28 protein-coding genes are annotated in these 23572 nt (G+C 72.0%); 9 read left to right on the top strand and 19 right to left on the bottom strand.

Going from position 1 to position 23572, the window contains the following annotated elements; all coding sequences use genetic code 11:
• Nucleotides 1–31 precede the first annotated feature (31 nt).
• On the top strand, nucleotides 32–982 hold the full coding sequence (locus FVE25_RS35480) for a LysR family transcriptional regulator (RefSeq protein ID WP_157251641.1): 951 nt from the start codon (nucleotides 32–34) through the stop codon (nucleotides 980–982).
• Here the strand turns inward: FVE25_RS35480 and FVE25_RS35475 are convergent.
• The 4 genes from FVE25_RS35475 to FVE25_RS35460 all read right to left on the bottom strand — a co-directional run bounded on the left by FVE25_RS35475 (nucleotide 979) and on the right by FVE25_RS35460 (nucleotide 4818).
• Nucleotides 979–3198: a S8 family serine peptidase gene (locus tag FVE25_RS35475; RefSeq protein ID WP_181019814.1), complete on the bottom strand. Its 2220-nt coding sequence runs from the start codon at nucleotides 3196–3198 to the stop codon at nucleotides 979–981. The two genes, FVE25_RS35480 and FVE25_RS35475, sit on opposite strands and share 4 nt — an antisense overlap.
• A gap of 166 nt (nucleotides 3199–3364) precedes the next feature.
• Nucleotides 3365–3622 carry a hypothetical protein gene (locus FVE25_RS35470; protein WP_157251637.1) on the bottom strand — a complete coding sequence of 86 codons (258 nt, stop codon included), beginning with the start codon at nucleotides 3620–3622 and terminating at the stop codon, nucleotides 3365–3367.
• Nucleotides 3623–3891: 269 nt separating this feature from the next.
• Nucleotides 3892–4383 (bottom strand): MarR family winged helix-turn-helix transcriptional regulator, encoded by a 492-nt coding sequence (locus FVE25_RS35465; protein ID WP_246267910.1) that lies wholly within the window; start codon nucleotides 4381–4383, stop codon nucleotides 3892–3894.
• Between the two features lie 9 nt (nucleotides 4384–4392).
• Nucleotides 4393–4818: a MarR family winged helix-turn-helix transcriptional regulator gene (locus FVE25_RS35460; RefSeq protein ID WP_219825773.1), complete on the bottom strand. Its 426-nt coding sequence runs from the start codon at nucleotides 4816–4818 to the stop codon at nucleotides 4393–4395.
• 150 nt (nucleotides 4819–4968) lie between these two features.
• Here FVE25_RS35460 and FVE25_RS35455 point away from each other — a divergent pair, with 150 nt between their 5' ends.
• Nucleotides 4969–5367, top strand: a complete 399-nt coding sequence (locus tag FVE25_RS35455; RefSeq protein ID WP_181019813.1) for a RidA family protein — start codon at nucleotides 4969–4971, stop codon at nucleotides 5365–5367.
• On the opposite strand, the gene FVE25_RS35450 is transcribed toward FVE25_RS35455, so the two are convergent.
• On the bottom strand, nucleotides 5325–5945 hold the full coding sequence (locus FVE25_RS35450) for a TetR/AcrR family transcriptional regulator (RefSeq protein WP_181019812.1): 621 nt from the start codon (nucleotides 5943–5945) through the stop codon (nucleotides 5325–5327). The genes FVE25_RS35455 and FVE25_RS35450 overlap by 43 nt on opposite strands.
• 38 nt (nucleotides 5946–5983) lie before the next feature.
• On the opposite strand from FVE25_RS35450, the gene FVE25_RS35445 reads away from it, so the two are divergent.
• Both FVE25_RS35445 and FVE25_RS35440 read left to right on the top strand, forming a co-directional pair.
• Entirely contained in the window at nucleotides 5984–7177 is a 1194-nt protein-coding gene (locus tag FVE25_RS35445) for a glycosyltransferase (protein ID WP_157251631.1), read from the top strand.
• A 206-nt stretch (nucleotides 7178–7383) separates the two neighbouring features.
• Nucleotides 7384–8379, top strand: a complete 996-nt coding sequence (locus FVE25_RS35440; RefSeq protein WP_157251629.1) for a S1 family peptidase — start codon at nucleotides 7384–7386, stop codon at nucleotides 8377–8379.
• Nucleotides 8380–8457: 78 nt separating this feature from the next.
• On the opposite strand, the gene FVE25_RS35435 is transcribed toward FVE25_RS35440, so the two are convergent.
• The gene (locus tag FVE25_RS35435; RefSeq protein ID WP_157251627.1) at nucleotides 8458–9252 is read right to left on the bottom strand and encodes an MBL fold metallo-hydrolase; all 795 of its coding nucleotides are present in this window, start codon (nucleotides 9250–9252) and stop codon (nucleotides 8458–8460) included.
• A gap of 47 nt (nucleotides 9253–9299) precedes the next feature.
• On the opposite strand from FVE25_RS35435, the gene FVE25_RS35430 reads away from it, so the two are divergent.
• The gene (locus FVE25_RS35430; RefSeq protein ID WP_157251625.1) at nucleotides 9300–9692 is read left to right on the top strand and encodes a MerR family transcriptional regulator; all 393 of its coding nucleotides are present in this window, start codon (nucleotides 9300–9302) and stop codon (nucleotides 9690–9692) included.
• Here the strand turns inward: FVE25_RS35430 and FVE25_RS35425 are convergent.
• From FVE25_RS35425 to FVE25_RS35410, 4 genes are all read right to left on the bottom strand, one after another.
• Nucleotides 9685–11094 (bottom strand): FAD-binding oxidoreductase, encoded by a 1410-nt coding sequence (locus FVE25_RS35425; protein ID WP_157251622.1) that lies wholly within the window; start codon nucleotides 11092–11094, stop codon nucleotides 9685–9687. The genes FVE25_RS35430 and FVE25_RS35425 overlap by 8 nt on opposite strands.
• A gap of 47 nt (nucleotides 11095–11141) precedes the next feature.
• Nucleotides 11142–11531 carry an ACT domain-containing protein gene (locus FVE25_RS35420; protein ID WP_157251620.1) on the bottom strand — a complete coding sequence of 130 codons (390 nt, stop codon included), beginning with the start codon at nucleotides 11529–11531 and terminating at the stop codon, nucleotides 11142–11144.
• A 25-nt stretch (nucleotides 11532–11556) separates the two neighbouring features.
• Nucleotides 11557–11748 carry a DUF5708 family protein gene (locus FVE25_RS35415; protein WP_157251619.1) on the bottom strand — a complete coding sequence of 64 codons (192 nt, stop codon included), beginning with the start codon at nucleotides 11746–11748 and terminating at the stop codon, nucleotides 11557–11559.
• Nucleotides 11749–11850: 102 nt separating this feature from the next.
• Nucleotides 11851–13356: a carbohydrate binding domain-containing protein gene (locus FVE25_RS35410; protein WP_246267908.1), complete on the bottom strand. Its 1506-nt coding sequence runs from the start codon at nucleotides 13354–13356 to the stop codon at nucleotides 11851–11853.
• A 269-nt stretch (nucleotides 13357–13625) separates the two neighbouring features.
• Here FVE25_RS35410 and FVE25_RS35405 point away from each other — a divergent pair, with 269 nt between their 5' ends.
• Nucleotides 13626–14090 (top strand): hypothetical protein, encoded by a 465-nt coding sequence (locus tag FVE25_RS35405; RefSeq protein ID WP_157251615.1) that lies wholly within the window; start codon nucleotides 13626–13628, stop codon nucleotides 14088–14090.
• Entirely contained in the window at nucleotides 14090–14392 is a 303-nt protein-coding gene (locus FVE25_RS35400; RefSeq protein ID WP_157251613.1) for a winged helix-turn-helix domain-containing protein, read from the top strand. Before FVE25_RS35405 ends, FVE25_RS35400 begins: the two co-directional genes overlap by 1 nt.
• Here FVE25_RS35400 and FVE25_RS35395 read toward each other — a convergent pair.
• Together FVE25_RS35395 and FVE25_RS35390 are read right to left on the bottom strand one after the other, a co-directional pair.
• Nucleotides 14307–14720: a hypothetical protein gene (locus tag FVE25_RS35395; RefSeq protein WP_157251611.1), complete on the bottom strand. Its 414-nt coding sequence runs from the start codon at nucleotides 14718–14720 to the stop codon at nucleotides 14307–14309. The genes FVE25_RS35400 and FVE25_RS35395 overlap by 86 nt on opposite strands.
• A 200-nt stretch (nucleotides 14721–14920) precedes the next feature.
• Entirely contained in the window at nucleotides 14921–15751 is an 831-nt protein-coding gene (locus FVE25_RS35390) for an NmrA family NAD(P)-binding protein (protein ID WP_219825772.1), read from the bottom strand.
• Nucleotides 15752–15832: 81 nt separating this feature from the next.
• Between FVE25_RS35390 and FVE25_RS35385 the strand changes: the two genes are divergently transcribed.
• Nucleotides 15833–16738: an AraC family transcriptional regulator gene (locus FVE25_RS35385; protein ID WP_157251607.1), complete on the top strand. Its 906-nt coding sequence runs from the start codon at nucleotides 15833–15835 to the stop codon at nucleotides 16736–16738.
• A gap of 22 nt (nucleotides 16739–16760) precedes the next feature.
• Entirely contained in the window at nucleotides 16761–17957 is a 1197-nt protein-coding gene (locus tag FVE25_RS35380; RefSeq protein WP_219825771.1) for a cytochrome P450 family protein, read from the top strand.
• Here the strand turns inward: FVE25_RS35380 and FVE25_RS35375 are convergent.
• The 7 genes from FVE25_RS35375 to FVE25_RS35345 all read right to left on the bottom strand — a co-directional run bounded on the left by FVE25_RS35375 (nucleotide 17911) and on the right by FVE25_RS35345 (nucleotide 23528).
• Nucleotides 17911–18462, bottom strand: coding sequence for a hypothetical protein (locus FVE25_RS35375; protein ID WP_181019811.1), 552 nt, complete (start codon nucleotides 18460–18462; stop codon nucleotides 17911–17913). The two genes, FVE25_RS35380 and FVE25_RS35375, sit on opposite strands and share 47 nt — an antisense overlap.
• A gap of 79 nt (nucleotides 18463–18541) precedes the next feature.
• Nucleotides 18542–19267 carry a helix-turn-helix transcriptional regulator gene (locus tag FVE25_RS35370; RefSeq protein WP_246267906.1) on the bottom strand — a complete coding sequence of 242 codons (726 nt, stop codon included), beginning with the start codon at nucleotides 19265–19267 and terminating at the stop codon, nucleotides 18542–18544.
• Between the two features lie 72 nt (nucleotides 19268–19339).
• The gene (locus tag FVE25_RS35365; RefSeq protein WP_157251605.1) at nucleotides 19340–20038 is read right to left on the bottom strand and encodes an NAD-dependent epimerase/dehydratase family protein; all 699 of its coding nucleotides are present in this window, start codon (nucleotides 20036–20038) and stop codon (nucleotides 19340–19342) included.
• Nucleotides 20038–20790 (bottom strand): creatininase family protein, encoded by a 753-nt coding sequence (locus FVE25_RS35360; RefSeq protein WP_181019810.1) that lies wholly within the window; start codon nucleotides 20788–20790, stop codon nucleotides 20038–20040. Before FVE25_RS35360 ends, FVE25_RS35365 begins: the two co-directional genes overlap by 1 nt.
• Complete coding sequence (locus FVE25_RS35355) at nucleotides 20787–21722, bottom strand: Gfo/Idh/MocA family protein (protein ID WP_281367947.1); 936 nt, start codon at nucleotides 21720–21722, stop codon at nucleotides 20787–20789. Before FVE25_RS35355 ends, FVE25_RS35360 begins: the two co-directional genes overlap by 4 nt.
• Before the next feature lie 97 nt (nucleotides 21723–21819).
• A complete protein-coding gene (locus tag FVE25_RS35350; RefSeq protein WP_157251599.1) occupies nucleotides 21820–22587 on the bottom strand; it encodes an amidohydrolase family protein in 768 nt (255 codons plus the stop codon).
• The gene (locus FVE25_RS35345; RefSeq protein WP_157251597.1) at nucleotides 22584–23528 is read right to left on the bottom strand and encodes an NAD(P)-dependent oxidoreductase; all 945 of its coding nucleotides are present in this window, start codon (nucleotides 23526–23528) and stop codon (nucleotides 22584–22586) included. The genes FVE25_RS35350 and FVE25_RS35345 overlap by 4 nt, the downstream gene beginning before the upstream one ends.
• Nucleotides 23529–23572: the final 44 nt, after the last annotated feature.

The raw sequence follows: 23572 nt of genomic DNA, 5'->3' as shown, positions 1-23572 counted from the left end.
TAACCTCAAATGCAACTTTTGCAGGAGATATATGCGTCAGACGCAACCGAGCCTCGACCTGCTGATCGCTCTGGACGTGCTGCTGGACGAGGGCAGCGTGTCCGGCGCCGCGCACCGGCTGCACCTGTCCGAGCCGGCGATGAGCAGGACGCTCGGCCGGATCAGGAAGGCGATGGGCGATCCGATCCTGGTCCGGTCGGGGCAGCGGATGGTGCCCACGCCCCGGGCGCTGGCCGTGCGGGCCGAGGTGCGCGCACTGGTGGAGGGGGCGCGGCGGGTGTTCACGCCGCCGGGGGCGCCGGACCCGGCGACGCTGGTGCGCGAGTTCGTGATCCTCGCCTCAGACCCGGTGATCATGGCCGCTGCGGCCCCGCTGCTGACCGAGCTGGCCGCGACGGCGCCGGGCGTGCGGCTGCGCTTCATCTCCGAGGGGCCGGGCGACCAGCTCGCCCTGCGGGACGGCCTGGCCGAGCTGGAGGTCACGATCATCAGCGACCCGGCGCCGGAGACCCTGGTCGAGCCGCTGGCCAGCCGCGCGCCGCTGGGCGTGGTCCGGGCCGGGCACCCTCTGCTGGACGGCCCTGTCACGCCGGAGCGCTTCGCCGCGTTCGACCATGTGATCGCCTCGCGCAAGGGACGCACCCGGGGGCCCATCGACGACGCGCTGGCCGCTCTGGGACTCGCCCGCCGGGTTGGCGGCACGGTCCCGACGTTCTCCACCTCCCTGCTCGTGGTGCGGGAGACGGACCTGGTCGGCATGGCGGCCGCCTGGATGGTCGGGCCCACCCTCGACGCGCTCGGCCTGGTGACGTTCCCGCTCCCGCTGGAGCTGCCGCCGCTGGTGCTCTCGCAGGCGTGGCATCCCCGGCACGACGTCGATCCGGCGCACGCCTGGCTGCGCGAGCGCGTGCGCGCGGTGTTCGCCGGAGGCGAGGAAGAGCCCGTGCGCCACCTGACGCACGGGCCCGCTTCACCCGGCTAGAAGCCGAGGTTGATCCACTCCATGATCCTCATCTGCCGCAGCAGGTCGGCCGCGGGCGCGTTCGGGTTGAGCCGGACCGCCTCCGCGGCGGCCACGGCGTCGGCGAACTTCGTCTCCGGGCGGAAGTTGAAGTCCGTGTCCACCAGCTGGTTGTAGGCGACGGAGCCGTTGGCGAAGTTGAGCCAGGCGGTCAGGAGCTGGGCGTCCAGCCTGTCCTTCGGGCCGATGCTCAGCGTCGCCAGGATCCGCAGCGCCTTGTCCCGGGTGGAGGCGTCCACGGCCTCGGAGAAGACCTTGCTCGCGTACTGGGCGATGTCCAGGTAGCAGGTGAGCGTGCGCACCGGCAGGTCCGTCGGGAGCCGCGGACCCGGCCGGTACTGGCTGACCCAGTAGGCCGTGGGCAGCCGGCGCGGGTGGGCGCCGGTGACGAGGACCTTGACCGCGTCCTCGCCGGCGCCACCGTCGTCGTCGGCCGTGGTCAGCTTGACGTCGTACAAGCAGGGCTCCGGCCAGGAGTGCCGGCCGGTGTCGGTGATGTCGCGCGGCTGCACGTCCGGGCTGGGCAGCGGGTCCTGGTCGGGCGGGTTGACCAGCGAGGTGGTGGTCGTCTCCGTGCCGTCGCCCCACGTCCAGGTGTTCTTGAGATCGTCGCTGCCCGGGTCGGTGATCCGGGCCTTGAGCTGGAGCTCGCCCATGCGCGGGCCGACGACCGTGGGCGTGCCGTTGACCGGGGCCGCGGCCGACTCGTCGATGACCGCCGCCGGAGCCGCGTTCTTGACGGTCAGCGGGAAGGCGGCCGAGCCGGTGGCGCCCTCCTTGTCGGTCACGCTCATCGTGACCTCGAAGGAGCCGTTGTCGCCGTAGCGCCGCGCGCCCGTGAGCGTCCCGTCACCGATCGTGCCGGGGTCGAGGTCGCCGAATCCCCATTCGATCTGCCCGGTGAAGGGGCCGTCGGCGGCGGCGTCGGTGAAGTTCGCGCGGGCGGTGACCTCCTGGCCCTCGTCGATCTCCTTGACCTGGCCGGGGTCGATGGAGACCTGCGGAGCCTGGTTGGGCGGCAGCGCGGCGCCCAGGTCGAGCCGTGGCGTGGTGACCTGCTGACCGCCGGTGGTGTAGGTGATGGCGACCCCGGCCGCGCGCAGCCTGTTCAGGATCTGGTTGACGCCTTCGCCGGGGAACGCCTGGCGCATCACGGCGAAGGCCCCGGCCACGTGCGGGGCGGCCATCGAGGTGCCGTCGAAGTTCGCCCAGGCGTCGTCGGGGACGGACGAGTCCACGCTGGTGCCCGGTGCGAACAGGTCGAGCAGGGGGCCTCTGCCGCTGCTGTTGGCGATGGTGTCGTTGTCGGTGGAGTTGCCCACGGTCACGGCGGTGGAGATGCAGCCCGGCGCGCGCACGCCCGGGTCGTCGGCCTCGTTGCCGGCGATCATGACCGAGGCGATGCCGGCGTTGAGGAGCCGGTCCACCGCCGCCTTGCGGTTGTCGGTGTCGCAGGCGGCGGTCTGCACGGCGCCCTCGTACACGCTCATGTTGGCCGCGGCGATGGTGAAGTTGTTGCGCAGGTCGAAGACGCGGTCCAGCCCGGCCAGCAGGTCGGAGCCGAAGTAGCGCACGCACGGGTTGTTGCCGCCGGGGCAGCCGGAGTTGAACCGGACGAAGATCTGGATGGCGATGATGGTCGCGGCCGGCGCCACGCCGGGCCCGGGCGAGCCGGCCACGCCCGCGCCGCCCGCGGCGATGCCGGCCACGTGGGTGCCGTGCGCGCACAGGTTGGCGGTGCCGTTGAGGCAGCGCGCCGTCTCGGCGTCGGCCGATCCGGCGCCGGTCTGCGTGGTCTGGCCGTTGGGGCACAGCGACTGCTGGCTGGTGGTGTTCATCGGGTTGGAGAAGCAGGCTTCGTCCACGATCCGGTTGCCGAAGAACGGGTGGTCGCGGTCGATGCCGGTGTCCAGGACCGCCACGGTCTGGCCGGTGCCGGTGAAGCCGCGGGTGTGGGCACGGTCGGCGCCGATGAGCGGGATGGTGGAGGCCAGGCCCGGATCGCCGATCGGGTCCTCCTGGATGCCGATGACGTGGGCGGAGGCGGCGAGCTGCGCGATGCCCTCGCTGCCGACCTGCATGGCCAGCAGCGGGAAGTGTTCGTAGCGCCGCAGCACCCTCTCCTCGCTGACCGCGGCCAGCACGGGCTGCTGGTCGTCCTGGTCTTTGAGGCGCACGATGACCCGGAGCGGGCCCTGTTTCTCCGCTTTGGCGATGAGCGCTCTTTCCGGCGATGTCGGCGGATCCGCATTTTTCGCCACTGCTGGTGGCAAAACGGTCATAAGGCTGGTCAGGACCGTAGTCGCGACAATTCCTAGCTTTTTCAAGGTTTGTTCCTCCGCGTTAGCTGGGCGGTGATCCAGGGGTGTCCTCCTGTACCGCCGTGACCAGCGGTGATTCCCGGAGGTGCCGCAGCGCCGCCGGGTCGACGACCAGGGCGAGCTGCGGGAGATTGTGGTAGCGGGTGAGGAGCTGGGTGTCGTAGGGGCGCAGCTCCTGCAGCAGCCGGTCCTGGGCGTCCGCGATGGCCTTGGCGTAGCGGCGTTCGGCGAGGGCGTCGTCGGGGTCCGCCGGGGCGCTGAGGGGGACCTCGAGGGTCACGACCACCCGCGTGCCGCTGGGTGGATGCGCGCAGGACCACGACAGCGCCAATGCCGCAAAAGCTAGGACGATCACTCTCATTTTCCCCGTCACCCCGTGTTGTGATCGGCTCAAACTCTGAAGAATTCCGAAGTATTCGTCAATAGCGCCGATCGGGGCGGGTCAATTGATTGATCATTTATTGCTGAATTTGGGTGACGATCAGCGGTCAATTCGGCAGAAACCGCTTTTGTCATAACAGGTACGGCACAGCGCGCCGTCGCGGCGGCTCAGCGCCAGTCGGGGTCCCGGGCGAGGCGGTCGGCGATGCGGTCGTGGAAGCTCCTGCGCGCCAGCGCTTCCTCGAGGTCGGCGACGACCCGCGCGAGCGGGTAGGGGAGTTCGGCCTCCAGCTCGGCCAGCGCGGCCTCGGTGGCCCGCCATTCCGCCGTCAGCCGCCCGACCAGGCCCTCGGCGCGTTCGGTGAGCATGACCTGCTTGCTGCGGGCGTCGGCGCCGGTGACGGTCTCGACCAGCCCGGCCTTGCGCATGGCGGCGACCTTCTGACTGAGCGCGGAGTGGCTGCGCCGTACGGCCGCGGCGAGTTCCTTGATGGTCATCGGGCCATGCGCGTGCAGCTTGATGAGCTCCATGACGTAGCTGGGCTTGAGCCCGTCGATCCCGGCTTCGGCGTACAGGCGCGCGATGTCGTCGTCCATGCGCGCCTGCAGGAGACGCAGTGGCCGCCAGTGGCTGATCTCGGTGGGGTCGTCGTGCTTCACGCGGCCAGGCTATATAAGCGCTGTTATATCGGCCAATGTCCCGGCCGCTCGGAGGAACGCCTCCCGGTCGTCCGGGGGCAGTAAGGCCAGCAGCCGTTCCTCGCCGGCCTGGATCTCGGCCTGCGCCGCCCTGCGCGCCCGCCGGCCCGCGGCGGTGATCGCCAGCAGCCGCACCCGGCGGTCGCCCGGATCGGGCTCGCGCGAGATCAGCCCCGCCTCCTGGAGCCCGTCCAGGGTGGAGATGATGCGGGTCTTGTCCGCGCCGATCGCCTCGGCCAGCGCGGTCTGGGTGCGCACCGGCCCGTCGTCGAGCGCGCTCAGCACGACGTAGGCCCACATGGAGATCCCATGGCCCGCCAGCACCCGGACCTCGGCCGCGATCAGCGCCTTCACCACCGGCTGCAGCAGCGCGGCGAGGTCGGGGCGTCCGGTCACCACGCCACGATAATCGATTGACTTACGATACGCCCATGCAGACGATAGGCGCATGCTTACTGATTTCGTGAGCTTGGACGCGCGGGCCGGCGTGGCGGTGGTGGACCGGGTGGGCCGCTCCCTGCCTGCCACCTGACGAATGGAGAGATCATGAGTGTTCGCCTTGTGCACAACGACCGGCTCGCCCGGGCCGACTACGCCTACGCCGCCGTGGCCGACGTCCCGGCGCGCAACGTCTGGGTCGCCGGCGCCTGCCCCCTGGACCTGGACGGCAAGACCGTCGCGCCGGGTGACGTCGCCGCCCAGACCCACCAGGTGATGCGCAACCTCGTCACCTCCCTGGAGGCCGCCGGCGCGAGCCTGACCGACATCGCCAAGACCACCGTGTACGTGGCCTCCACCCGCCGGGCCGACCTGGTCGCCGCATGGGAGGTCTACCGCGCGTACATGGGCGAGCACGACGCCCCCAGCACCCTCCTCGGCGTGACCGTGCTGGGTTACGAGGATCAGCTCGTCGAGGTGGAAGCCGTCGCCGTCGTCGCCCCCTGACCGGTGAACAACAGGTCCAGGTGCTGGTCGACGATCGCCTCCGTCTCCTCGGCGGAGTAGGGGCCGACCAGGGCGGGGTGCACCAGGCCCAGGGCCAGGCCGTACAGCCCGCGCGCCGCCCGGTCCGCGTCGAGCGCGGCCGGCACCTCGCCCCGGGCCTGGGCGTCCCTGAGCACCCCCGCGTAGAACCCCAGCACGTACGGCAGGCCGTCCCGCAGCACCCTGGCCAGCGGCTCGGCGACCACCGAGCGGGCCAGGTAGGCGAACCCGATCCTGGACAGGGTGCGCCGCCCCTCGTCGAGGGGCAGGAGTTCGAGGAGGGCGGCGCGCAGGATCGCCCGGGGCGTGCCGGTCACCTCGGCGACGCGGTCGCTGATGCGGTGGTGGAGGTGTTCCATGGCCAGCAGGAGCATCTCGTCCTTGGTCGTGAAGTAGTGCTGGACGAGTCCCATGGAGAACCCGGCCTCGGCGGCGACCTCGCGCAGGCTGACGGCCTCGATGCCCTTGGCGTCGATGAGGCGGTGCACGGCCTCGGCGATCTGGCGGCGCCGTACCGCGTGGTCGACGATTTTCGGCATCTTGACTCCTTTTGCCATGCGAGTGCATGGTAAAACGCATGCAGGTACTGATCATAGGAATCGGCACCAGGGGTGACGTGGCCCCCTACACGGGATTGGGGGCCCGGATCCGGGAGGCCGGGTTCGAGGTGACCATCGCCGCCCACACCCCCTACGCCAGCATGGTGGCCGAGGCCGGGCTCGGCTTCCGCCCCATCCCGGGCGACCCCCTGGCGGCGCTGAGCACCCTGCGCCCCGCCGCCTGGGCGGAGTACGGCAGGCAGGTCGCCGACGGGCTGGCCGACGCCGCGGCCCAGGGCGCCGACCTGCTGATCCTCAACGCGGCGAGCTCGGCCGGGACGCACGTGGCCGAGGCCATGGGCATCCCGAGCATGGGCGCCCATCTGCAGCCGGTCGAGCCGTCGGCGGAGTACCCGCCGGTGCACGGCGCCGTCCGGTCCTCGCTCGGCCGGTGGGGCAACCGGACGGCGGGGCGGCTCATGTTCGCCATGCCCACGCCGGCGCACTCCGGCTCGGCCAAACGGCTGCGGGCCAGGCTGGGGCTGCCGCCGATCAGCTCATGCGCCGCCTACCGGCGCCGGGAGGCCATGCGCTGGCCGGTGTTCCACGGGTTCAGCCCGCTGGTCCTGCCGCGGCCCGCCGACTGGCGGCCGGGGCTGGAGGTCACCGGGTACTGGTGGCCGGAGCCCAGGCCGAACTGGCGGCCTTCCCCCGAACTGGCCGACTTCCTGGAGTCGGGGCCGCCGCCGGCGTTCGTCGGCTTCGGCAGCCAGGCCACCCTGGGCCGCCACGCCGAGCGGCACACGGAGGTGGCGCTGGCCGCGCTGCGCCGGGCCGGGTTACGCGGCGTCCTGCAGACCGGGGTCCAGGGACGGCTCTCCGACGACGTGCTGGGCGTGGGTGTCGTGCCGCACGCGTGGTTGTTCCCGCGCATGGCGGTGGTGGCCCACCACGCGGCGGCCGGGACGACCGCGGCCGGGTTGCGCGCCGGTGTGCCGGCGGTGGCCATGCCCTGGATCAACGACCAGCCGCTGTGGGCCAGGCAGCTGCACCGGCTGGGCGTGGCGCCGCCCCCGCTCACCGGGCGGCTCACTGCCGAACGCCTGGCCGCGGCGCTGGCCGACGCGCCGGCCCGCCGTACCAGAGCGGAGAAAGTCGGCGGGCTGATCGCGGCCGAGGACGGCGCGGAGCCCGTGGTGAGGGCGGTAGAACGTGCTTTCATAACGCGGTGATGGGGATCCCTTTGGGATGCAACGTCCGGAATATGAGCCGTTAATTTGACAGCACCCCCCAAAAAGGAGTGCATATGTCGAGTAAACGCTCCGCACTCGTCGGCATCACCGTGGTGGCACTCTGCTTAGCGGGCCCGGTTACCGCCGCCCACGCAGACCCACCGTCAGCAGCCCCTGAGCAGGCTCCGCCCGCCATGGTCGACGCCATGGAGCGAGACCTCGGCCTCACCGAGCAGCAGGTGCACACCCGCCTCGCCAACGAGCAGCGCGCCGCGGCCACAGAGGCCAGACTCACCACCCAACTCGGCGACACCTACGCGGGCGCCTGGCTGAATGCCGACGCCTCCAAGCTCAACGTCGCCACCACCGACAAGTCCGCCGCCGCGTCGATCGAGGCACAGGGTGCCCAGCCGGTCGTCGTGGCCCGTACACTCGCCCAGCTCACCGCGGTGAAGGACCAGCTCGACCGAGCTGCCGCCAAGCCCAGGGGCGCGGCCTCACTGTGGTACGTCGACGTCACCACGAACACCGTCGCCGTCGTGGCCCCCACCCAGGAGGCCGGCGAGGCGTTCGTGACCCGCGCCGGCGTCGACAGAAGCCTCGTCCAGATCGTCGTGTCCGCCGAGAGCCCGCAGCCGTTCATCGACATCATCGGTGGCGCGGCTTACTTCATCGGCTCCGGCACACGCTGCTCGATCGGCTTCTCCATCACCCGTGGCAGCACCCCCGGCTTCGTGACCGCCGGTCACTGCGGCCGCACCGGTGCGCGGACCACCCAGCCGACCGGCACCTTCCAGGGCTCGTCGTTCCCGGGCAACGACTACGCGTGGGTCGCGGCTCCGGGTAACACGGTCCGGCCGTGGGTGCGCGGTTCCGGTGGCCAGAATGTGATCGTCCGCGGCTCCACCCAGGCTTCCGTGGGCGCCTCCATCTGCCGTTCCGGTTCCACCACCGGCTGGCGCTGCGGCACCATCCGCCAGCACAACGCCTCCGTCACCTACCCGCAGGGCACCGTCTCCGGCCTGACCCGCACCAGCGCGTGCGCCCAGCCCGGCGACTCCGGCGGCTCGTTCATCTCCGGCAGCCAGGCCCAGGGCGTCACCTCCGGCGGCTCGGGCAACTGCACCAGCGGTGGGACGACCTTCCACCAGCCGGTGAACGAGATCCTCCAGACCTACGGCCTGACTCTCACAGTCGGCTGACCCTGGGCCCGGGTGGTTCCCCCCGCCTCACCCGGGCCACCAGGCGTGCCCGGCGCGCGGATCGCGCGCCGGGCACGCTTATGCGTGGCGGGCGAACTCCCACGGGTCGTGCGCGGAGACGACCTCCACGCCGTGCTCGTTGCGCAGCGCCCGCAGCGTCTCCCGCGACGACAGCCGCCGCTCCTCGTCCACCTGGGAGGAGTTCTGCAGGATGTCCATGAGCGGGTGGACCTCGGGGTCCTTCTCCTCCAGCTCACGGTGGTAGAAGTAGGCGTCGCCCGCGTGCAGCAGCCACCGCGACCCATCGTGTACGGCCACGCCCGCGTGCCCGTGGGTGTGCCCGGCGAGGGGGACCAGCAGGATCTCCGGCGGCACCCCGTCCAGTTCGAGCACGCCCTCCACCCCGAACCACCGCTCGCCGGAGGGCTGGTAGGCAGCCCAGTCGGGCCCGTGGGCCCAGTGTCCCGGCCGGTATCGGCGGCTCGGCGCCTCGGCGTAGGCCGCCTTCAGCTCCGCCTCCATCACGTGCACCCGCGCGTGCGGGAAGTCGGGCAGCCCGCCGCTGTGGTCCACGTCGAGGTGGGTCAGCACGATGTGCCGCACGTCCGCCGGGTCGTACCCCAGCCGGGCGACCTGCTCGACGGCGGTCTCGGCGCTCAGCAGGGCGGGTGCCACCGCTTCGGCCCATTCCGCGTCGAGCATCTCGCCGGGCCGGGCGATGTCGTCGCGGCCGAGCCCCGCCTCGACCAGGACCAGCCCGGAGCCGGCCGTCTCGACCAGCAGCGCGTGGCAGACGGCAGGCGCGGACGGCAGGGAGTCGTAGGTCGGGTCGATGGCCCGCATCGACCCCAGGTTCAGGTGGTGAATACGCATGCCGGATAGGCTGCTACTTGAACCACGCTTCAAGTCAAGGAGGTCGCATGCTGCTCGACATCGGCGAGGTGGCGCACCGCTCCGGCCTGGCCCCGTCGGCGCTGCGCTTTTACGAGCGCAAGGGTCTCATCGAGTCCGACGGCCGCAACGGCCTGCGCCGCGCCTACGAGCCCGGCGTCCTGGACCGCCTCAACCTCATCACCTGCGCCCGCGACGCCGGCTTCACGCTCGCCGAGATCGCCCGCTTCCTGCGCGCCCGCCCCGACGACACGGCCCTGCGCGCCCACCTCGTGGCGAAGGAGCGCGAGGTGGATACGAAGGTCGCCCAGCTCACCCGCCTGCGCGACAGCCTCCGCCACGCCGCCGTCTGCGATCACGACCCGCTCGTCGAGTGCCCGGAATTCAAGGCAGCCGTCCGGCAGGCCGCCCGCGTCACCTGAGGTTGTGGTTGACCCGGAACAGGTTGCGCGGGTCGTAGTTCTTCTTGATCCGCAGCAGGCGCGCGTAGTCGCGCGGCTCGTAGGCGGCGCGCACCCGCTCCGGGGAGATGTCCGCGGCGCTCATGAACGTGGGCAGCGTGCCGCCGGACAGGTCCGCCTTCAGCGTGTCCAGGACCTTCTGCTGCGCCGCGGCCACCGGGGCCGCCTGCTCGGCCGGCGCCGGCGAGGCCAGGAACAGCAGGTGGGCGGCGCCCTTCCGGTGGCCGATCGCGCTGTCCAGCCGCGGCTCGCGGGACAACGCCCCGCCGAGCTGCCTGACCTCGACCATCCCGGGCGGGAGCTGCGCGTCCGGCCCGGCCGCCGCCAGGAGCCGCTCGACCGGGAACGAGCCGAGGAAGGCCGAGCGCTCGTGCACCGGCATCGGTGCCGCCGGCGGGTCGTTGTAGATCGTGCCGACCTTGGCGTAGGGCACCACGGCCAGCGTGTTCTGGATCGGCCCGAGGCCCAGCAACGGGGCCAGCAGCTGCTCGCCCGCGGCCTTCGTGCCCAGGAAGGCGGCCGTCACCCGGATCACCATGGGCTTGCCGGGGGCGCGCAGGAAGGCCAGCGAGGTGGTCATGGCGTCCGGCAGGCGCAGTCCTGCGTAGGCGGCCAGCACCTGCGGGGCCGCCGCTCCGGGGAACAACAGGGCCCCGCCGTACACGGCGGGGATCGGGAAGAGGTCGATCTCCATGCCGGTGACCACGCCGAAGTTGCTCCGGCCGCCGCGCAGTGCCCAGAACAGGTCCCGGTGGGCGCGCGGGGTCACCCGCAGCGCCCGGCCCCACGGGGTGACCAGGTCGATGCTGCGCACGTGGTCGGCCGCGTAGCCGTACCTGCGGCCGAAGGGGCCGAGGCCGCCGCCGAGCGTGTAGCCGACCGCGCCGACGTCGAGGGAGGAGCCGTTGAGCATGGCCAGCCCGGCGGCGGCCGCGCTCTCCACGACCGCGCGGACCCGGGCGCCGCCGCCGATGCGGGCGGTGCGCCGGTCGGGGTGCACGATGACGTGGTCGAGCTTGCGGGTGTTGATCAGGATGCCGTCCCGCGCGCTCGCGCCGATGCCGTGGCCGGTGGACTGGACGGCCACCGGCAGCCCGTTCATCGAGGCGAAGGCGACCGCCGCCGCCACGTCCGCCGCGTCGGAGGCCACCACGACGGCCTGCGGGCGGTGGGTGACGATCGGGTTGTAGCCCCTGGTCTCCGCCGCGAAGTCCTTGTCGCCGGGGAAGAGCACGGGGCCCTTCACCCGGTTCTTCAGCCCGGTCACCGGGCGCGGGCCCGGTCGTCCGCCGGGGTCGCCCGCCGCGATCGTCCCGCTCAGCGCTACGGCCCCGCCTATCTTGATCAATGTCCGCCTGTCCATAACGGACAGCTTTCACCAGGGCGATTGACAGACCGTAAATAGGTGATTTATCGGGCGGGCAGGTGCTTGGTGTCCACGCGGTGGCCCGCCGCCTCCAGGGCCGCCACCGCCTCCTCGATCCGGTGCTCGGGCACCAGCACCAGGTCCGCGTGGAAGGTCGAGGCCACGAACACCGGGATGGACGCCTCGGCCAGCGGGCTCACGACCGCCGCCAGCATGCCCGGGGTGTCCAGACCGTGCGCCGTGGCGCCGCCGTACAGGCCGATCCAGCGCTCGCCGGAGCCGGTCGGCCACGTCTCGCGCACCACGGTCAGGCCCTCGGGAGCGCGCACGAGCGCGATCCACTCGTCGTCCTCCGGAAAGGTGGCGTGCGGCAGGTGCTCCACGGCGAAGACGGACGGCACGACGCCCAGGCGCTGGGCGGTGGGAGAGCTCATGCCCTTCAGCCTAGAGCGGCGGCGATCACGGCTGCTCGGGCCGGACCGCCTTGAACAGGCCGTAGGCGAACTCCAGGCCGCCGACGATCATCAGGACCACGCCGACCTTCGACGGAGTGAAGATCACGATCTCGACGTCGAGACCCCACAACCACAACGCCGTGCCGACGGCGAAGGTGGCGAGGCCGGTCAACATCGTCTTTCGGGCCGCAGACACTCTTTCCTCCTGTTAATGACTGTCTGCGTAGAACGGTAGTGAAGGACGAGCCGTGGATCGTCCTGCGGGCTGACGATCCACGGCTACATCTTTCGGTTGACGTCAGCGGCCCTGGAGCGCCTTGACGTTGTCGCCGAAGGTCCAGTTCTTCGAGCCGTCCCAGTTGATGGACCAGGTCATCAGGCCCTTGAGCTGGCCGCTGAAGCTGTTCCAGCTCTGCGAGACCAGCGACGGCGACATGTAGCCGCCGCCCGCGCCCGGCTGGGCGGGAAGGCCGGGGACCTGCTTGTCGTACGGCACGCGGATCGTGGTGCCCTGGATGACCAGGCCGTTGTTCAGGCAGGTCGTCTGGGCCACGAAGCCCTGCACGGTGCCGGCCGAGTAGGAGTCGCCCGAGCAGCCGTACATGCTGCCGTTGTAGTACTGCATGTTCAGCCACCACAGGCGGCCGTTGTCGGCGTACTTCTTGATGATCGGCAGGTAGGCGCCCCAGATCGAGCCGTAGGTGACGCTGCCGCCGGTCACGTAGGCGGTCTCCGGCGCCATGGTCAGGCCGAAGTTCGCCGGCATCTGGGCCAGCACGCCGTCGATGATGCGGATCAGGTTGGACTGCGAGGCCGACAGCGTGTTGATGTTGCCGCTGCCGGTCAGGCCGGTCTCGATGTCGATGTCGATGCCGTCGAAGTTGAAGCGCTTGAGGATCGGCACGACGGTGGCGATGAAGCGGTCGGCGACGGTGCTGGAGCTGAGGTCGATGCCGGCGGTCGCGCCGCCGATCGACATCAGGATCGTCGCGCCGGCCGCCTTGGCCGCGCACATCTCGGCCGGGGTGGCCACCTTCACGGTGGCGTCCATGCCGTCCTCCCACAGCACGGTGCCGTCAGAGCGGATGACCGGGAAGGCGGCGTTGTAGACGTTGTAGCCGTGGGCCTTCATGCGCGCATCGGTGATCGGGGTCCAGCCGAAGGGCGGGTGCACGCCGTTGATCGCGCCATCCCAGTTCTCCCAGTAGCCCTGGAGGACCTTGCCGGCCGGCTTGCCCTTGACCGCGCAGGTCCCGTCGGTCGGGGTGACGGTGGGCGTGGGGGAGATGGTCGGGGAGATCGTCGGCGTCGGGCTGATCGTCGGGGTCGGGCTGACGGTGGGGGTGACGGTGGGCGTGGGCGACGGGCCGCCGGGCCCGTCGAGGTTGACGTCGTCGGCGTAGTAGGTGCCCTGGCCGTACCAGCCGTGGAGGTAGACCTCGGCGGTGTTCTGCGCAGCGCCGGTCGTGAAGGCGACCGTCAGCTGCGTGTAGTCGCCGGAGGAGGCCCAGCGGGCGCTGCCGCCGGTGACGCCCAGGTAGACGTAGCTGCCGCGGACCCACGCGGAGAGGGTGTACGCGGTGCTGGGCCGTACGCTGACCGACTGGGTGCACTTGGCGTTGTCGGATCCGCTCGCGGCGCCCGCCAGCGCCTTGGAGCCGGATTTCACGGGTGTGGCGACGACCGAACCCAGCCCGCCGGTACACGACCAGGGAGACAGGGCGCCGGATTCGAAGCCGGGGTTCACGAGGATGTTGGCCGCTTGGGCCGAGGTCTGGACAACGAAGACTGCGGCGATCGCCAACAGTAACGATGTGGCCAGCACGAGGAGACGCGGTGTTCGCTGCATGGCGGAACAACCCTTTCTGCCGCTTGGGGGGCACGGCAGGTCACAGGACATGACGACACAACAGGGTTGCGAGGCTGGGGGCTCGCGCCGGGTTAACCGAATTATCGGGATAAATCCACTCCGTGTCCATGACGGGACCCGACCGCAACCGACGACTTTCCTCCGGGGAAAGTCTGTGCTACTTTCCTCTCAGGAAAGCCGTAACGACTCTCGGGGGATGTCTCATGGACCCGCACGACGCTCAGAAGGCCCTGAACGACATCGATCGTCTCAAGGGAACCACGCGCGAACTCATCGTCCGCCACAGCTTCGCCCTGCCCTACACCCTCATCGCCGCCGGAGGACTCTTCGTCGGCTTCGTCGGCACCGACTTCGCCGCGCCCTGGAACTGGATCGTCCTCTGCGCCGGCCTCCTCGTCTACGTGGTCGCCGGCATCGTGCAGGAGCGCCGCGCCCTGGCCCGGTTGCGGCCGGGCACCGCCGAGATGATGCTGTACTCGGGCTGGCTCCTCGGGCTCTGCCTGATCTTCGGCGTCGGGCGCATGCTCGCCTTCGCCGTGCTGGACCTCCCGGCCGGCGGACTGCTGTCACAGGCCACCGTGGGCGCCCTGGTCGTCGCCCTGGCCTACCTGGCCACCGCGCCGCTGATCCGGCTCGCCCTGGCGGCGATCATGCGCAGGGACGGCTGATGGACCCCGAGTTCGACGAGTTCCTGCACGTCCCCGCCCGGCTGTCGATCCTGGCACTGCTGGCCCCGGCCGACTGGGTGGACTTCGCCTTCCTGCGCGACGGCATCGGGACCAGCGACTCGGCCCTGTCCAAGCAGGTGTCCGCCCTGGCCGGGGAAGGCTACGTCGAGGTGCGCAAGGACCAAGACCGCCGGGCCAGGCGCACCCACGTACGGCTCACGCCCCAGGGGCGTACGGCGTTCCGGCGGCACGCGGAGGCGCTGCGGCGGATCGCCTCCGCCGCACTGCGTACGCCTGAGTAGCGCCGCCCAGGGCGCGCACCATCGCCGGTCCCGCGCCCAGCAGGTAGCCGGAGACGCCCACGGCCAGGAGGACGGCCAGCCGTACCAGGTCATCGGGGGAGAAGCTCAGCACGCCGAGGCCGTTGACCAGGAACCCGGTGGCGAACATCCAGGCCATCACGCCGGTCGCCAGCGCGGCGGCCAGGCTGCGTCCCCACGTCGCGTAGGCGCCCACGAGCACCGCGACCACCGCCACGCGGGCGCCGGGCTCGAGGAACAGCAGGGCCGCTACCGCGCTGGACAGCACGGCGGCGACGAACCCGCCCACGATCAAGAAACGCGTCTCCATGAATCCAGCCAACGCTTCATCCGGCCGGAAATCAGCAACCGCTACGCCGTTCATACGCCTCCGATACACCCTATTGACGGACACCGTGATCACGTCGTCAAAGGGGCGTCAACACCTCGTGCCGAGCGCTTGAGTGACAGTGGGGATTCGCGGCGCGGCCGTACATGGACAAGGCCAGGACCGCCGGCTGGCCGTTCTGGCTAGAAGCCGGCGTCGCGGACGAACTCCGCGAAGTCGCGCGGCGGCCGGCCGAGCGCCCGCCACACGCCGTCGGAGATGTGGGCGTCCATCCCCTTGCGTACCGGCGTGACCGTGTCGGCGAGGGCCCGGGCGTCCTCGACGGGCCAGCCTTCGGCGATCTTCTCGGCCACGTAGGCGTCCTCGTCCACCGGCACGTAGCGGATCGCGCGCCCGGAGGCCGCCGAGAGGGCCGCGGCCACCTCGGCGAAGGTCAGCGCCCGCGGGCCCGACAGCTCGTACACCTGCCCGGCGTGGCCGTCCTCGGTCAGCGCGGCCACGGCGACCTCGGCGATGTCGGCCGCGTCCACGAAGGAGACGGCGCCGTCCCCGGCCGGCAGGCGGATCTCCCCGGCCGCGACGGCCTCGCGGAAGAAGCCCTCGGTGAAGTTCTGGGCGAACCAGCCGGGCCGGACGATCGTCCACGCCACTCCCGAGGCGCGCACGGCCGCCTCCCCCTGGGTGTGAGTGGCGCCAACCGGGCTGGTGGCCTCGCCGTACCCGGGCACGTCCACCCCGCGGCCCGACAGCAGCACGATCTTCGGCACGCCCAGCCGTACCGCCAGCTCGACGAGGGGCGCGGTGAGCAGCGCGCCGTCCAGCGGCACCACGTAGAGCGCCCGCGCGCCCGCGAGCGCGGGCTCCCATGTGGCGCGCTCGTCCCAGACGAACCTGGTCTGCCCGGAGCGCGAGGCGGCCCGCACGGGGATCCCGCGCCCGGCCAGCAGAGAGACCGCGCGGCGCCCGGTGATGCCGGTGCCGCCCACGACGACGATCGGAGATTCGGTGTTCATGTGACCAGTCAAGTCCCGGCCTGTCAGACGATCCATGGCCGAAACGCTCACCGGGATGTCTGAGCGTCTATGGTCTGGGCCATGGACGCACTTGCCGATCTGCTGGACGGGGTGCGGGCACGGGGGGCCGTGTTCGGACAGGCGCTGATGGACCCGCCGTGGTCCATCAGATTCGCGGCGGGGGCCGAACTCACCCTCACCACGATGGTGCGCGGGCAGGGCTGGGTCGTCCCCGACCAGGGCGCGCCCGCGCGCATCGGCCCCGGCGACGTCGCCGTCGTCAAGGGGCCGCACAAGGTCGGCGACCGGCCGGGCACCCCGCCGGCCTTCGTCGTGACCGCCGAGTCCTACTGCATGCGGGCCGACGGCCGCGAGCTGGGCCGGGCGCTCACCCTCGCCCCGCGAACCTGCGGAGCACGCCCTGACAGCGAAGCGCTTCTGCTCAGCGGCGCCTACGAGGGCCCCGTCGGCAACCGGCTGCTGCGGGAGCTGCCGCCCGTGCTGGTCCTGCCCGCCGGCCGCCACAAGGCGCTCGGCCTCCTGGCCGAGGAGATCGCCGCGGTACGGCCCGGCCAGCAGGCCGTCCTCGACCGGCTCCTGGACCTGGCCCTGGTGACCGCGCTGCGCTCCTGGTTCGAGGAGCACGTGACGGGCCGGGACTCCGTGGTGGACCGGGCGCTGCGGCTGCTGCACGAGCGGCCCGACCACGCGTGGACGGTGGCGATGCTGGCCGCCGAGACCGGCGTCTCCCGCGCCGCCCTGGCCCGCCGCTTCGTCGCGCAGGTCGGCGAGCCGCCGATGGCGTACCTGGCCGGCCGGCGGATGCGCATGGCGGCCGAGCTGCTGCGCTCCTCGGACTCCACGCTGACCACGATCGCGCGGAAGGTCGGCTACGCCAACGGTTTCGCGCTCAGCACCGCCTTCAAACGGCTGACGGGAGTGAGCCCCGCGGAGCATAGAGCGGCGGCGCTCTCCGGAATAGAGTGATCCCCGACGCAGAGGGGCAATCGTGATTAACCGTGTGTTCGATCAGGAGTACCTGCGCGACCCGCACGCCGTCTACGCCCGGCTGAGACAAGAGCAGCCCGTGGCCCTGACCGTCACCTCCCAGGGCGTCCGCGTCTGGCTGGTGACGCGGTACGAGGACGTCAAGGCGGTCCTCGCCGACCCGCGCATGAGCAAGAACTTCACCGACAACCCGCACATCATGAAGGCCAACGAGATCGAGGGCGGCGACAGCAGCGGCGCCGCCGCCGTCGTCCCGGACAACATGCTCTTCAACGACCCGCCCGACCACGCGCGGCTGCGCCGCCTGGTGCTGGCCGCGTTCACCGCCGGGCGCGTCAGGGCGTTACGGCCCAGGATCGAAGAGCTCAGCCGCGGCCTCCTGGACGGGCTCGGCGGGGAGTTCGACCTGATGAAGGAGTACGCGGTCCCGCTGCCCGCCATGGTCGTCGGCGAACTGCTCGGCATTCCGGAACCCGACTGGCCGAAGGTGATCGACTGGTCCAGCACCACGATCGAGGGCTCGGCGCTCGACCCCGCCGAGGTCGTGGCCGCCGCCCAGGCCACCGTCGCCTACCTGGGCGACCTGTGCGCGGCCAAGCGCGAGAACCCCGGCGACGACCTGGTCAGCGCCCTGGTCCACGCCCACGACGAAGAGGGCCGGATGACCATGGAGGAGCTGGTCAGCACCACCTGGCTGCTCCTGGTCGCCGGGCACGAGACGACCGTGCACCTGATCGCCAACGGCATGCGGGCGCTGCTGCGCCGTCCCGACCAGATGGCCCTGCTGCGCGCCGACCCCGCGCTGGTGCCGCAGGCCATCGAGGAGTTCCTGCGCTTCGACGGCCCGCTCAGCACCTCCACCTACCGGTTCACCACCGAACCGGTGACGATCGGCGAGACGGACATCCCGGCCGGGGCGCTCGTCCTGGTCTCCCTGCTGTCGGCCAACCGCGACGCCGCGCAGTACGAACGTCCCGACGACCTCGACGTCTCCCGCCGTGCCGGCCAGCACCTGGCCTTCGGCCACGGCATCCACTACTGCCTGGGCGCGTCCCTGGCCCGGACCGAGGGCGAGGTCGCCTTCACTCACCTGCTGACCCGCTTCCCCGGCCTGGAACCGGCAGGGGAGACGCGGTGGCGGGTCGGCATGCTCATGCACGGACTGACCGGGCTGCCGGTACGCGTGGCCGGCGGGTAGCCCGCCAGCCCGCGCCGAGCGCGCCCGCCAGCAGGAACACCCCGGAGCCCACGCCGCTGACGAGCGGGACCCAGTCGAGTCCCGCCGTCGCGGCCAGCACGCCGCCGGCGACGCCGAGCAGGGTGAGCACCAGGCCGACGACCCCGATGGACCAGTCCTTCCACACCGGCGCCAGCGCGACGAAGTGCACGCCGACCACGAACGCCACCCAGGCCACGGCCGCCTTCTCCGGCACCCCCATCACGGCCATGACCCGCAGGCCACCGAAGAGCGCGACCACCTCCAGCCCGACGACCACGAGATAGCCGCGCCCGTACATCCGCCGACGAGGCTCCGCCCTCTCCCTCTCCCTCTTCACGCCCGCCATCCACATCGCGGCCACGCCCAGCGCGGCCAGGCAGGCGGCCGCCTTCAAGGCGACCGCCACCACGTCGTCGAGCGGGCTGCCGGCGTTGACGACCACGAAGACCGCGCCGAACACCGCGCCCACCAGCAATCCAGTCATGCGCTGCATGGTCTTCATCCAAGTTCGTACGGCGGCGCCCCGGTACGGGTGCCAGGCCGACCCCCGGGTAGGGCCGTCCCTACCTGACCGCCCCGCGCAGGTACGCCAGCACGGCCAGCACCCGCCGGTTGACGTCGTCGCCGGCCGGCAGCTCGAGCTTCGCGAAGACGCCGGCCACGTGCTTGCCCACCGCCGCCTCCGTGATCGACAGGGCCCGCGCCACGGCGCCGTTGGACCGCCCCTCCGCGATCAGCGCCAGCACCTCCCGCTCGCGCGGGCTCAGCCGCGCCACCGGTGCCTCCACCTCCCGGGCCCGCTCCCAGGTCCGCTCGAACAGGTCCACACAGACGCTGATCAGGCTCTGCTGCCTGACCAGCAGCCCGCCGGGCGCGCCGTCCACCGGGGTGATCCGCAGGAAGGCGGCCGCGCGGTCGAAGACGAGCAACTGCTGGATCGGCTCGTCCACGACGCGGTGCCGGTCGCCCGCGGCGTTCAGCTCCCTGACCCGGGCCGCCTTGCGCGGATCGTCCAGCACACTCGCGTGCACGACCGTGCGCATGGTGAGGCCGTGCCGCAGCGCGTCGAGCACGTCCCGCCTGGTGCGCTGCTCGGCGCGGCCCTGGTCGTCGGTGCCCACCGGATGCATCGCGCGCAGCTCGCGCGAGACGCCGACCATCCGGGAGATCTCCTGCCTGACCTGCTCGCTGTTCTCCAGCCGCTCGACGTCCACGGGGATGCCGCGCAGCTCCCGCACGACCTCCTCGAGCCGCCGGGCGAGCTGGTTCAGGGGCGCGCTCTCTTCCACCCGCCCATCATCCCGGGTCGGGCACGGCGTCCTCCGTACGGCGTCCTCCGTACGGCGTTTTACGTACGGCGTTTACGTACGGCGGGCCATCGGGCGCCAGCCGAGGTCGCGCTCCGCGGGGGTCCAGTCGAGGACCTCGCGGCGATGGTCGCCGGTGATCGTGTAGGCGGCGAACGTGGGCTGCGGACGCTCCAGGGCGGCCAGGAACGCGGTGGCCACGTCGGAGGCCGCGGTCATGACCGGGGATACGTCCGCGGCCCGCCAGTCCTCGTCCGGCATCGGGCCCACCAGGCGCAGCGCGGTCACCTTCAGGCCGTGCTGCCGTACCGCGGCCAGGCACACCTGCTCGCCCAGCCGCTTGCTGAGGCCGTAGGCGTCGGTGGCGTCCGGCTCGGGGGCCTTGGTGTAGTCGCGAGTCTGGTAGTTGTCGTAGACGGACATGCTGCTGGCGTAGACGACCTGGCGCACCCCGGCGGCGGCGCTCGCCTCGACGGTCAGGTACAGCCCGGTGACGCTGACGGTGAAATGGGTGCGCGCCCACTCCAGCCCGTCCCGCCAGCCGGTCTTCCTGCCCATCGCCATGTAGACCAGCGCGTCCTGGCCGTCGGCCGCCCGGGCCAGCGCGCCGGGATCGGTGACGCTGCCCTCCACGAACTCCACCGGCGTGCCCGGCGGACGCAGGTCCAGCACCCGGACCTCGTGCCGCTCGGCCAGCGCGGGCAGCACCATCGCGCCGACCGCGCCGGAACCCCCGGCGACCAGAACGCGCATCAGACCTCCTCGGCGGCGAACGCGCGGGCGAACTCCAGCGCCCGCGCATAGGCGGTGTTCACGATCGTGTGGCCCAGCTCCTCGGAGGCCAGCCGGGCATCGCCCAGCGCCCCCGAGGCGGACAGCCGGTGATAGGGGTAGTGAAGATCCACCCGGGGAGCGTGCGGAACGGTGTGCGGCAGGATGGGCAGCGCCGCCGCCGGCTCGGCCAGCCGCTCGGCCCGGACCAGGTGGGGGACGAGCACCATCGCCACCGACGTCTCACCTTCGCAGGCGTGGCCGTACCGTTCGCTTCCCATGAGCTCCGGGATCACGTCCGCGGCCAGACCGGCCCACATGACGTGCGCCATGACCACGCCGTGGTCGCGGCGCAGGGTCCTGGCGGCCAGCCGTACCGCGTCGACGTTGCCGCCGTGCCCGTTCACGACCAGCACCTTGCGCACCCCCGCCGCGGCCAGCGACTCGGCCAGGTCGCGCAGGATCGCCATCAGGGTCTCGGGGCGCAGCGTCATCGTGCCGGGGAAGCCGAGGTGGTGCTCGGACAGCCCGTACGGCAGGCCGGGGCACAGCACCGCGTCGCCGTCCAGGTCGGCGGCCAGGCGGCGGGCGAACGCACGCGCGATGGCGTAGTCGGTCTCCAGCGTGAGGTGCCTGCCGTGCTGCTCGGTCGCGCCGATCGGCAGCAGCGCCAGCCGGGCCGTCTCCAGCGCTCGCGCGGCCTCTTCGGCGACCATGGTGGCCAGGTCGTTCACTGTGCTCCCCACTCGTGCAGCACCCGCATCGCGGGCAGGATGTCGGCCACGGCGCAACCGGGTGGCCGCCCGCCGGTGATCGCCGCCACGAAGTCGGCGTCCTGGCGGGCCAGGCCGTCGTCCTCCATCTGGTCACCGCAGTCCACGAGCACCGTGCCGTCGTGCTCGCGCAGGACGCCGCCGGACAGGTGAAGGGTGCGGTCCTCGGCGATGATCGTCATGTCCCTGGACGGGAGCCGGGCGTGGTAGGACAGCGCGATCGTGGCCAGCCCGCCGTCCGGGGTCCGCAGCACGGCGCCGCCGTCCATGGGCCGTCCGCTGCGCGCCCATGACTCGCCGCGCATCCCGCGCACCTCCGCGCCGGTCGCGCCGAGGAACCACAGCGCGGCGTCCACCGTGTGCGCGCCGTGGTGCCAGAGCACGTCGTCGGTCCAGCCGCGCGGCCGGCCGCCCATGCCGGTGTCGTCCTGGCGCAACATCAGCGTGCGGGCCACAATGTGCCGCACGTGGAGCGCGCCGCGCTCCACCTCCTCCCGCACCCGCAGGTACGGCAGGCAGTGCCGCAACGTGTGCGCCACCGCGACGTGCCTGCCGGCCGCCCGTGCCGCCTCGGCCACCGCCTGCGCCTCGGGCAGGCTCAGGGCGATCGGGATCTCGCACAGCACGTGCAGCCCCGCCTCCAGCGCGGTCAGGGTCTGCCTCGCGTGATGGGCGTGCGGGGAGGCGATGACGACGGCGTCCAGCCCCGGATGCGCGTAAAGCTCCTCGGCCGTGCCGTAGGCGGCGGGGACGCCGAAGCCGCGGGCGAACGCCGTGGTCTGCTCCCGCTCGGGACCGGCCACCGCGACCAGCTCCGCCCCGGCCGCCAGAAGCGCTGCGGCGTGCCGCTCGGCGATGGCCCCGGGTCCCACGACACCAACCCGGACGCCCACGGCCCCGGGCCCCGTGCCACCACCCCACACGCTCACGGCCCCACCTCGCACCCGGCCCGCACGCTCACCGGTTCACCGCGTACCCCGGTCTGCACGCTCACCGGCCCAGCCCGAACAACTCGGCCGCGGAGCCGCCCAGGATCCAGCGCTTGTCGGCGTCGGTCAGATAGGGGCGCTCCAGCACGTGCCGGATGGCCGCGGCGTAGTCGCCGGGACCGGGGTCGGGCCGGTTCCAGTCGCCGCTCCAGGTGATCCGGCGGGCGCCGTAGGCGGCGACCGCCTCACGCAGGTACGGGTCGGCGTCGGGGTGGGGGTACGGCCGGCCGCTGTTGGCGTAGAAGCCCGCCCACATGGTGTGAACCCCGGGGCGTCCGGCCAGGGCGAGGAAGCGGGCGAAGTCCTTCCGGTCGGCGTCCGGGTAGGTGGTGAAGCCGAGGTGTTCCAGGCGGACCTTGAGGCCGGGCAGCTCGTCGAGGAGGGCGGCGAAGGCCGGGTCGGCGATGTCCTGGAGCGGCCCGCGGACGCTGGCCACGAGTCCGGCGGCGGCGATGGCCCGCCACAGCGCGAGGGGATCGGGGCCGGGGGATCGGGTGCTTGCCCACAACCGGATGCCCTTGACGTGCGGAGAGGCGGCCAGGCGGGTGACGTGGAGGGGCGCGCCGTGCGCGCCGGGGTCGACCATGGCGACCACCGCGAGCCTGCCGGGATGGGCCTCGGCGCAGCGCAGCAGGTAGGCGTTGTCGATGTTGCCCACGAACTGCACCAGCACGGCGGCGTCCACGCCGGCGCCGGCCATGTCCGGGAGGTAGGCCGAAATTTCGGGATATTTCCACGTGCCCACGTGCACATGCGAGTCGACGATCACTCGGTCCCCTTCACCAGGGCCTGCGTGCCGCGGTCCCCGCCATGGGCGGCCCGCACCCGCTCGGCCACCTCGATCACCTGGTCCAGCCCGGACAGGTTCAGCCCGCCGGCCGCCTCCCTGGCCAGGCCGAGGTCCTTCAGGAAGTGGTCGAGCTTGAACCCGGGCTCCAGGTCGCCGGAGCGCAGCCGGGTCCAGATGAACTCCATCAGCGGTGATCCGGCGACGCCCGGCCGTACCGATGCCAGAGCTTTGTCGATGTCCAGCCCGCCCCGCTCGGCCAGCGCGTACGCCTCACAGGCGGCCAGCGTGACCCCGGCCACCAGCGTCTGGTTCACGAGCTTGGCCACCTGCCCGGCCCCCGGGCCGCCGTGGTGCACGACCGTGCCCGCCACCGCCCCCAGCACCAGCCGTATCTTCTCCAGCGCCGCCGCCTCGCCGCCGACCATCACCGACAACGACCCCGCGTGCGCCCCCGCCGGTCCGCCGCTGACGGGCGCGTCCAGTACGGCGATGCCACGGGCGGCCCCCCGCTCGGCCAGGGCACGGGCCAGAGCGGGGGAGGACGTGGAGCAGTCCACCGCGACCGTGCCCGGGGTCGCGGCCTCGAACACCTCGCCGTAGACGCGTTCGACGTCGTCGGGGTAGGGCAGCATGGTCACCACGACCTCGGCCCACGCGCCCCCATCGGGCCCGCCGCTTGCCGCGTCCAGCCCGGCGTCGGCCACTGTGCCCAGGCCGGAGGTCACTTCCACCGTCGGCTCGGGGAGTGCCAGACCGCGGACGGCGTCGGCCACAGAAGCGGCGACGGAAGCGCCTCGGGCGGCCAGGTCCGTGGTCTTGGCCGGTGTCCTGTTGTAGACCGTGACCTGATGGCCCGCCTCCAGCACCCGCCGTGCCATCGGTTCGCCCATCAGCCCGGTGCCTATCCATGCCACGCGCACGGCCTCGACTCTAGGACGACAGCGGTCAGAAGAAAAGACCTAGG

Origin of the sequence: Nonomuraea typhae, from assembly GCF_009760925.1 — a bacterium.
GTDB lineage: Bacteria > Actinomycetota > Actinomycetes > Streptosporangiales > Streptosporangiaceae > Nonomuraea > Nonomuraea typhae.
Note: the sequence above shows the minus strand (reverse complement) of the source record. Positions and strands in the feature narration are given on the sequence as shown.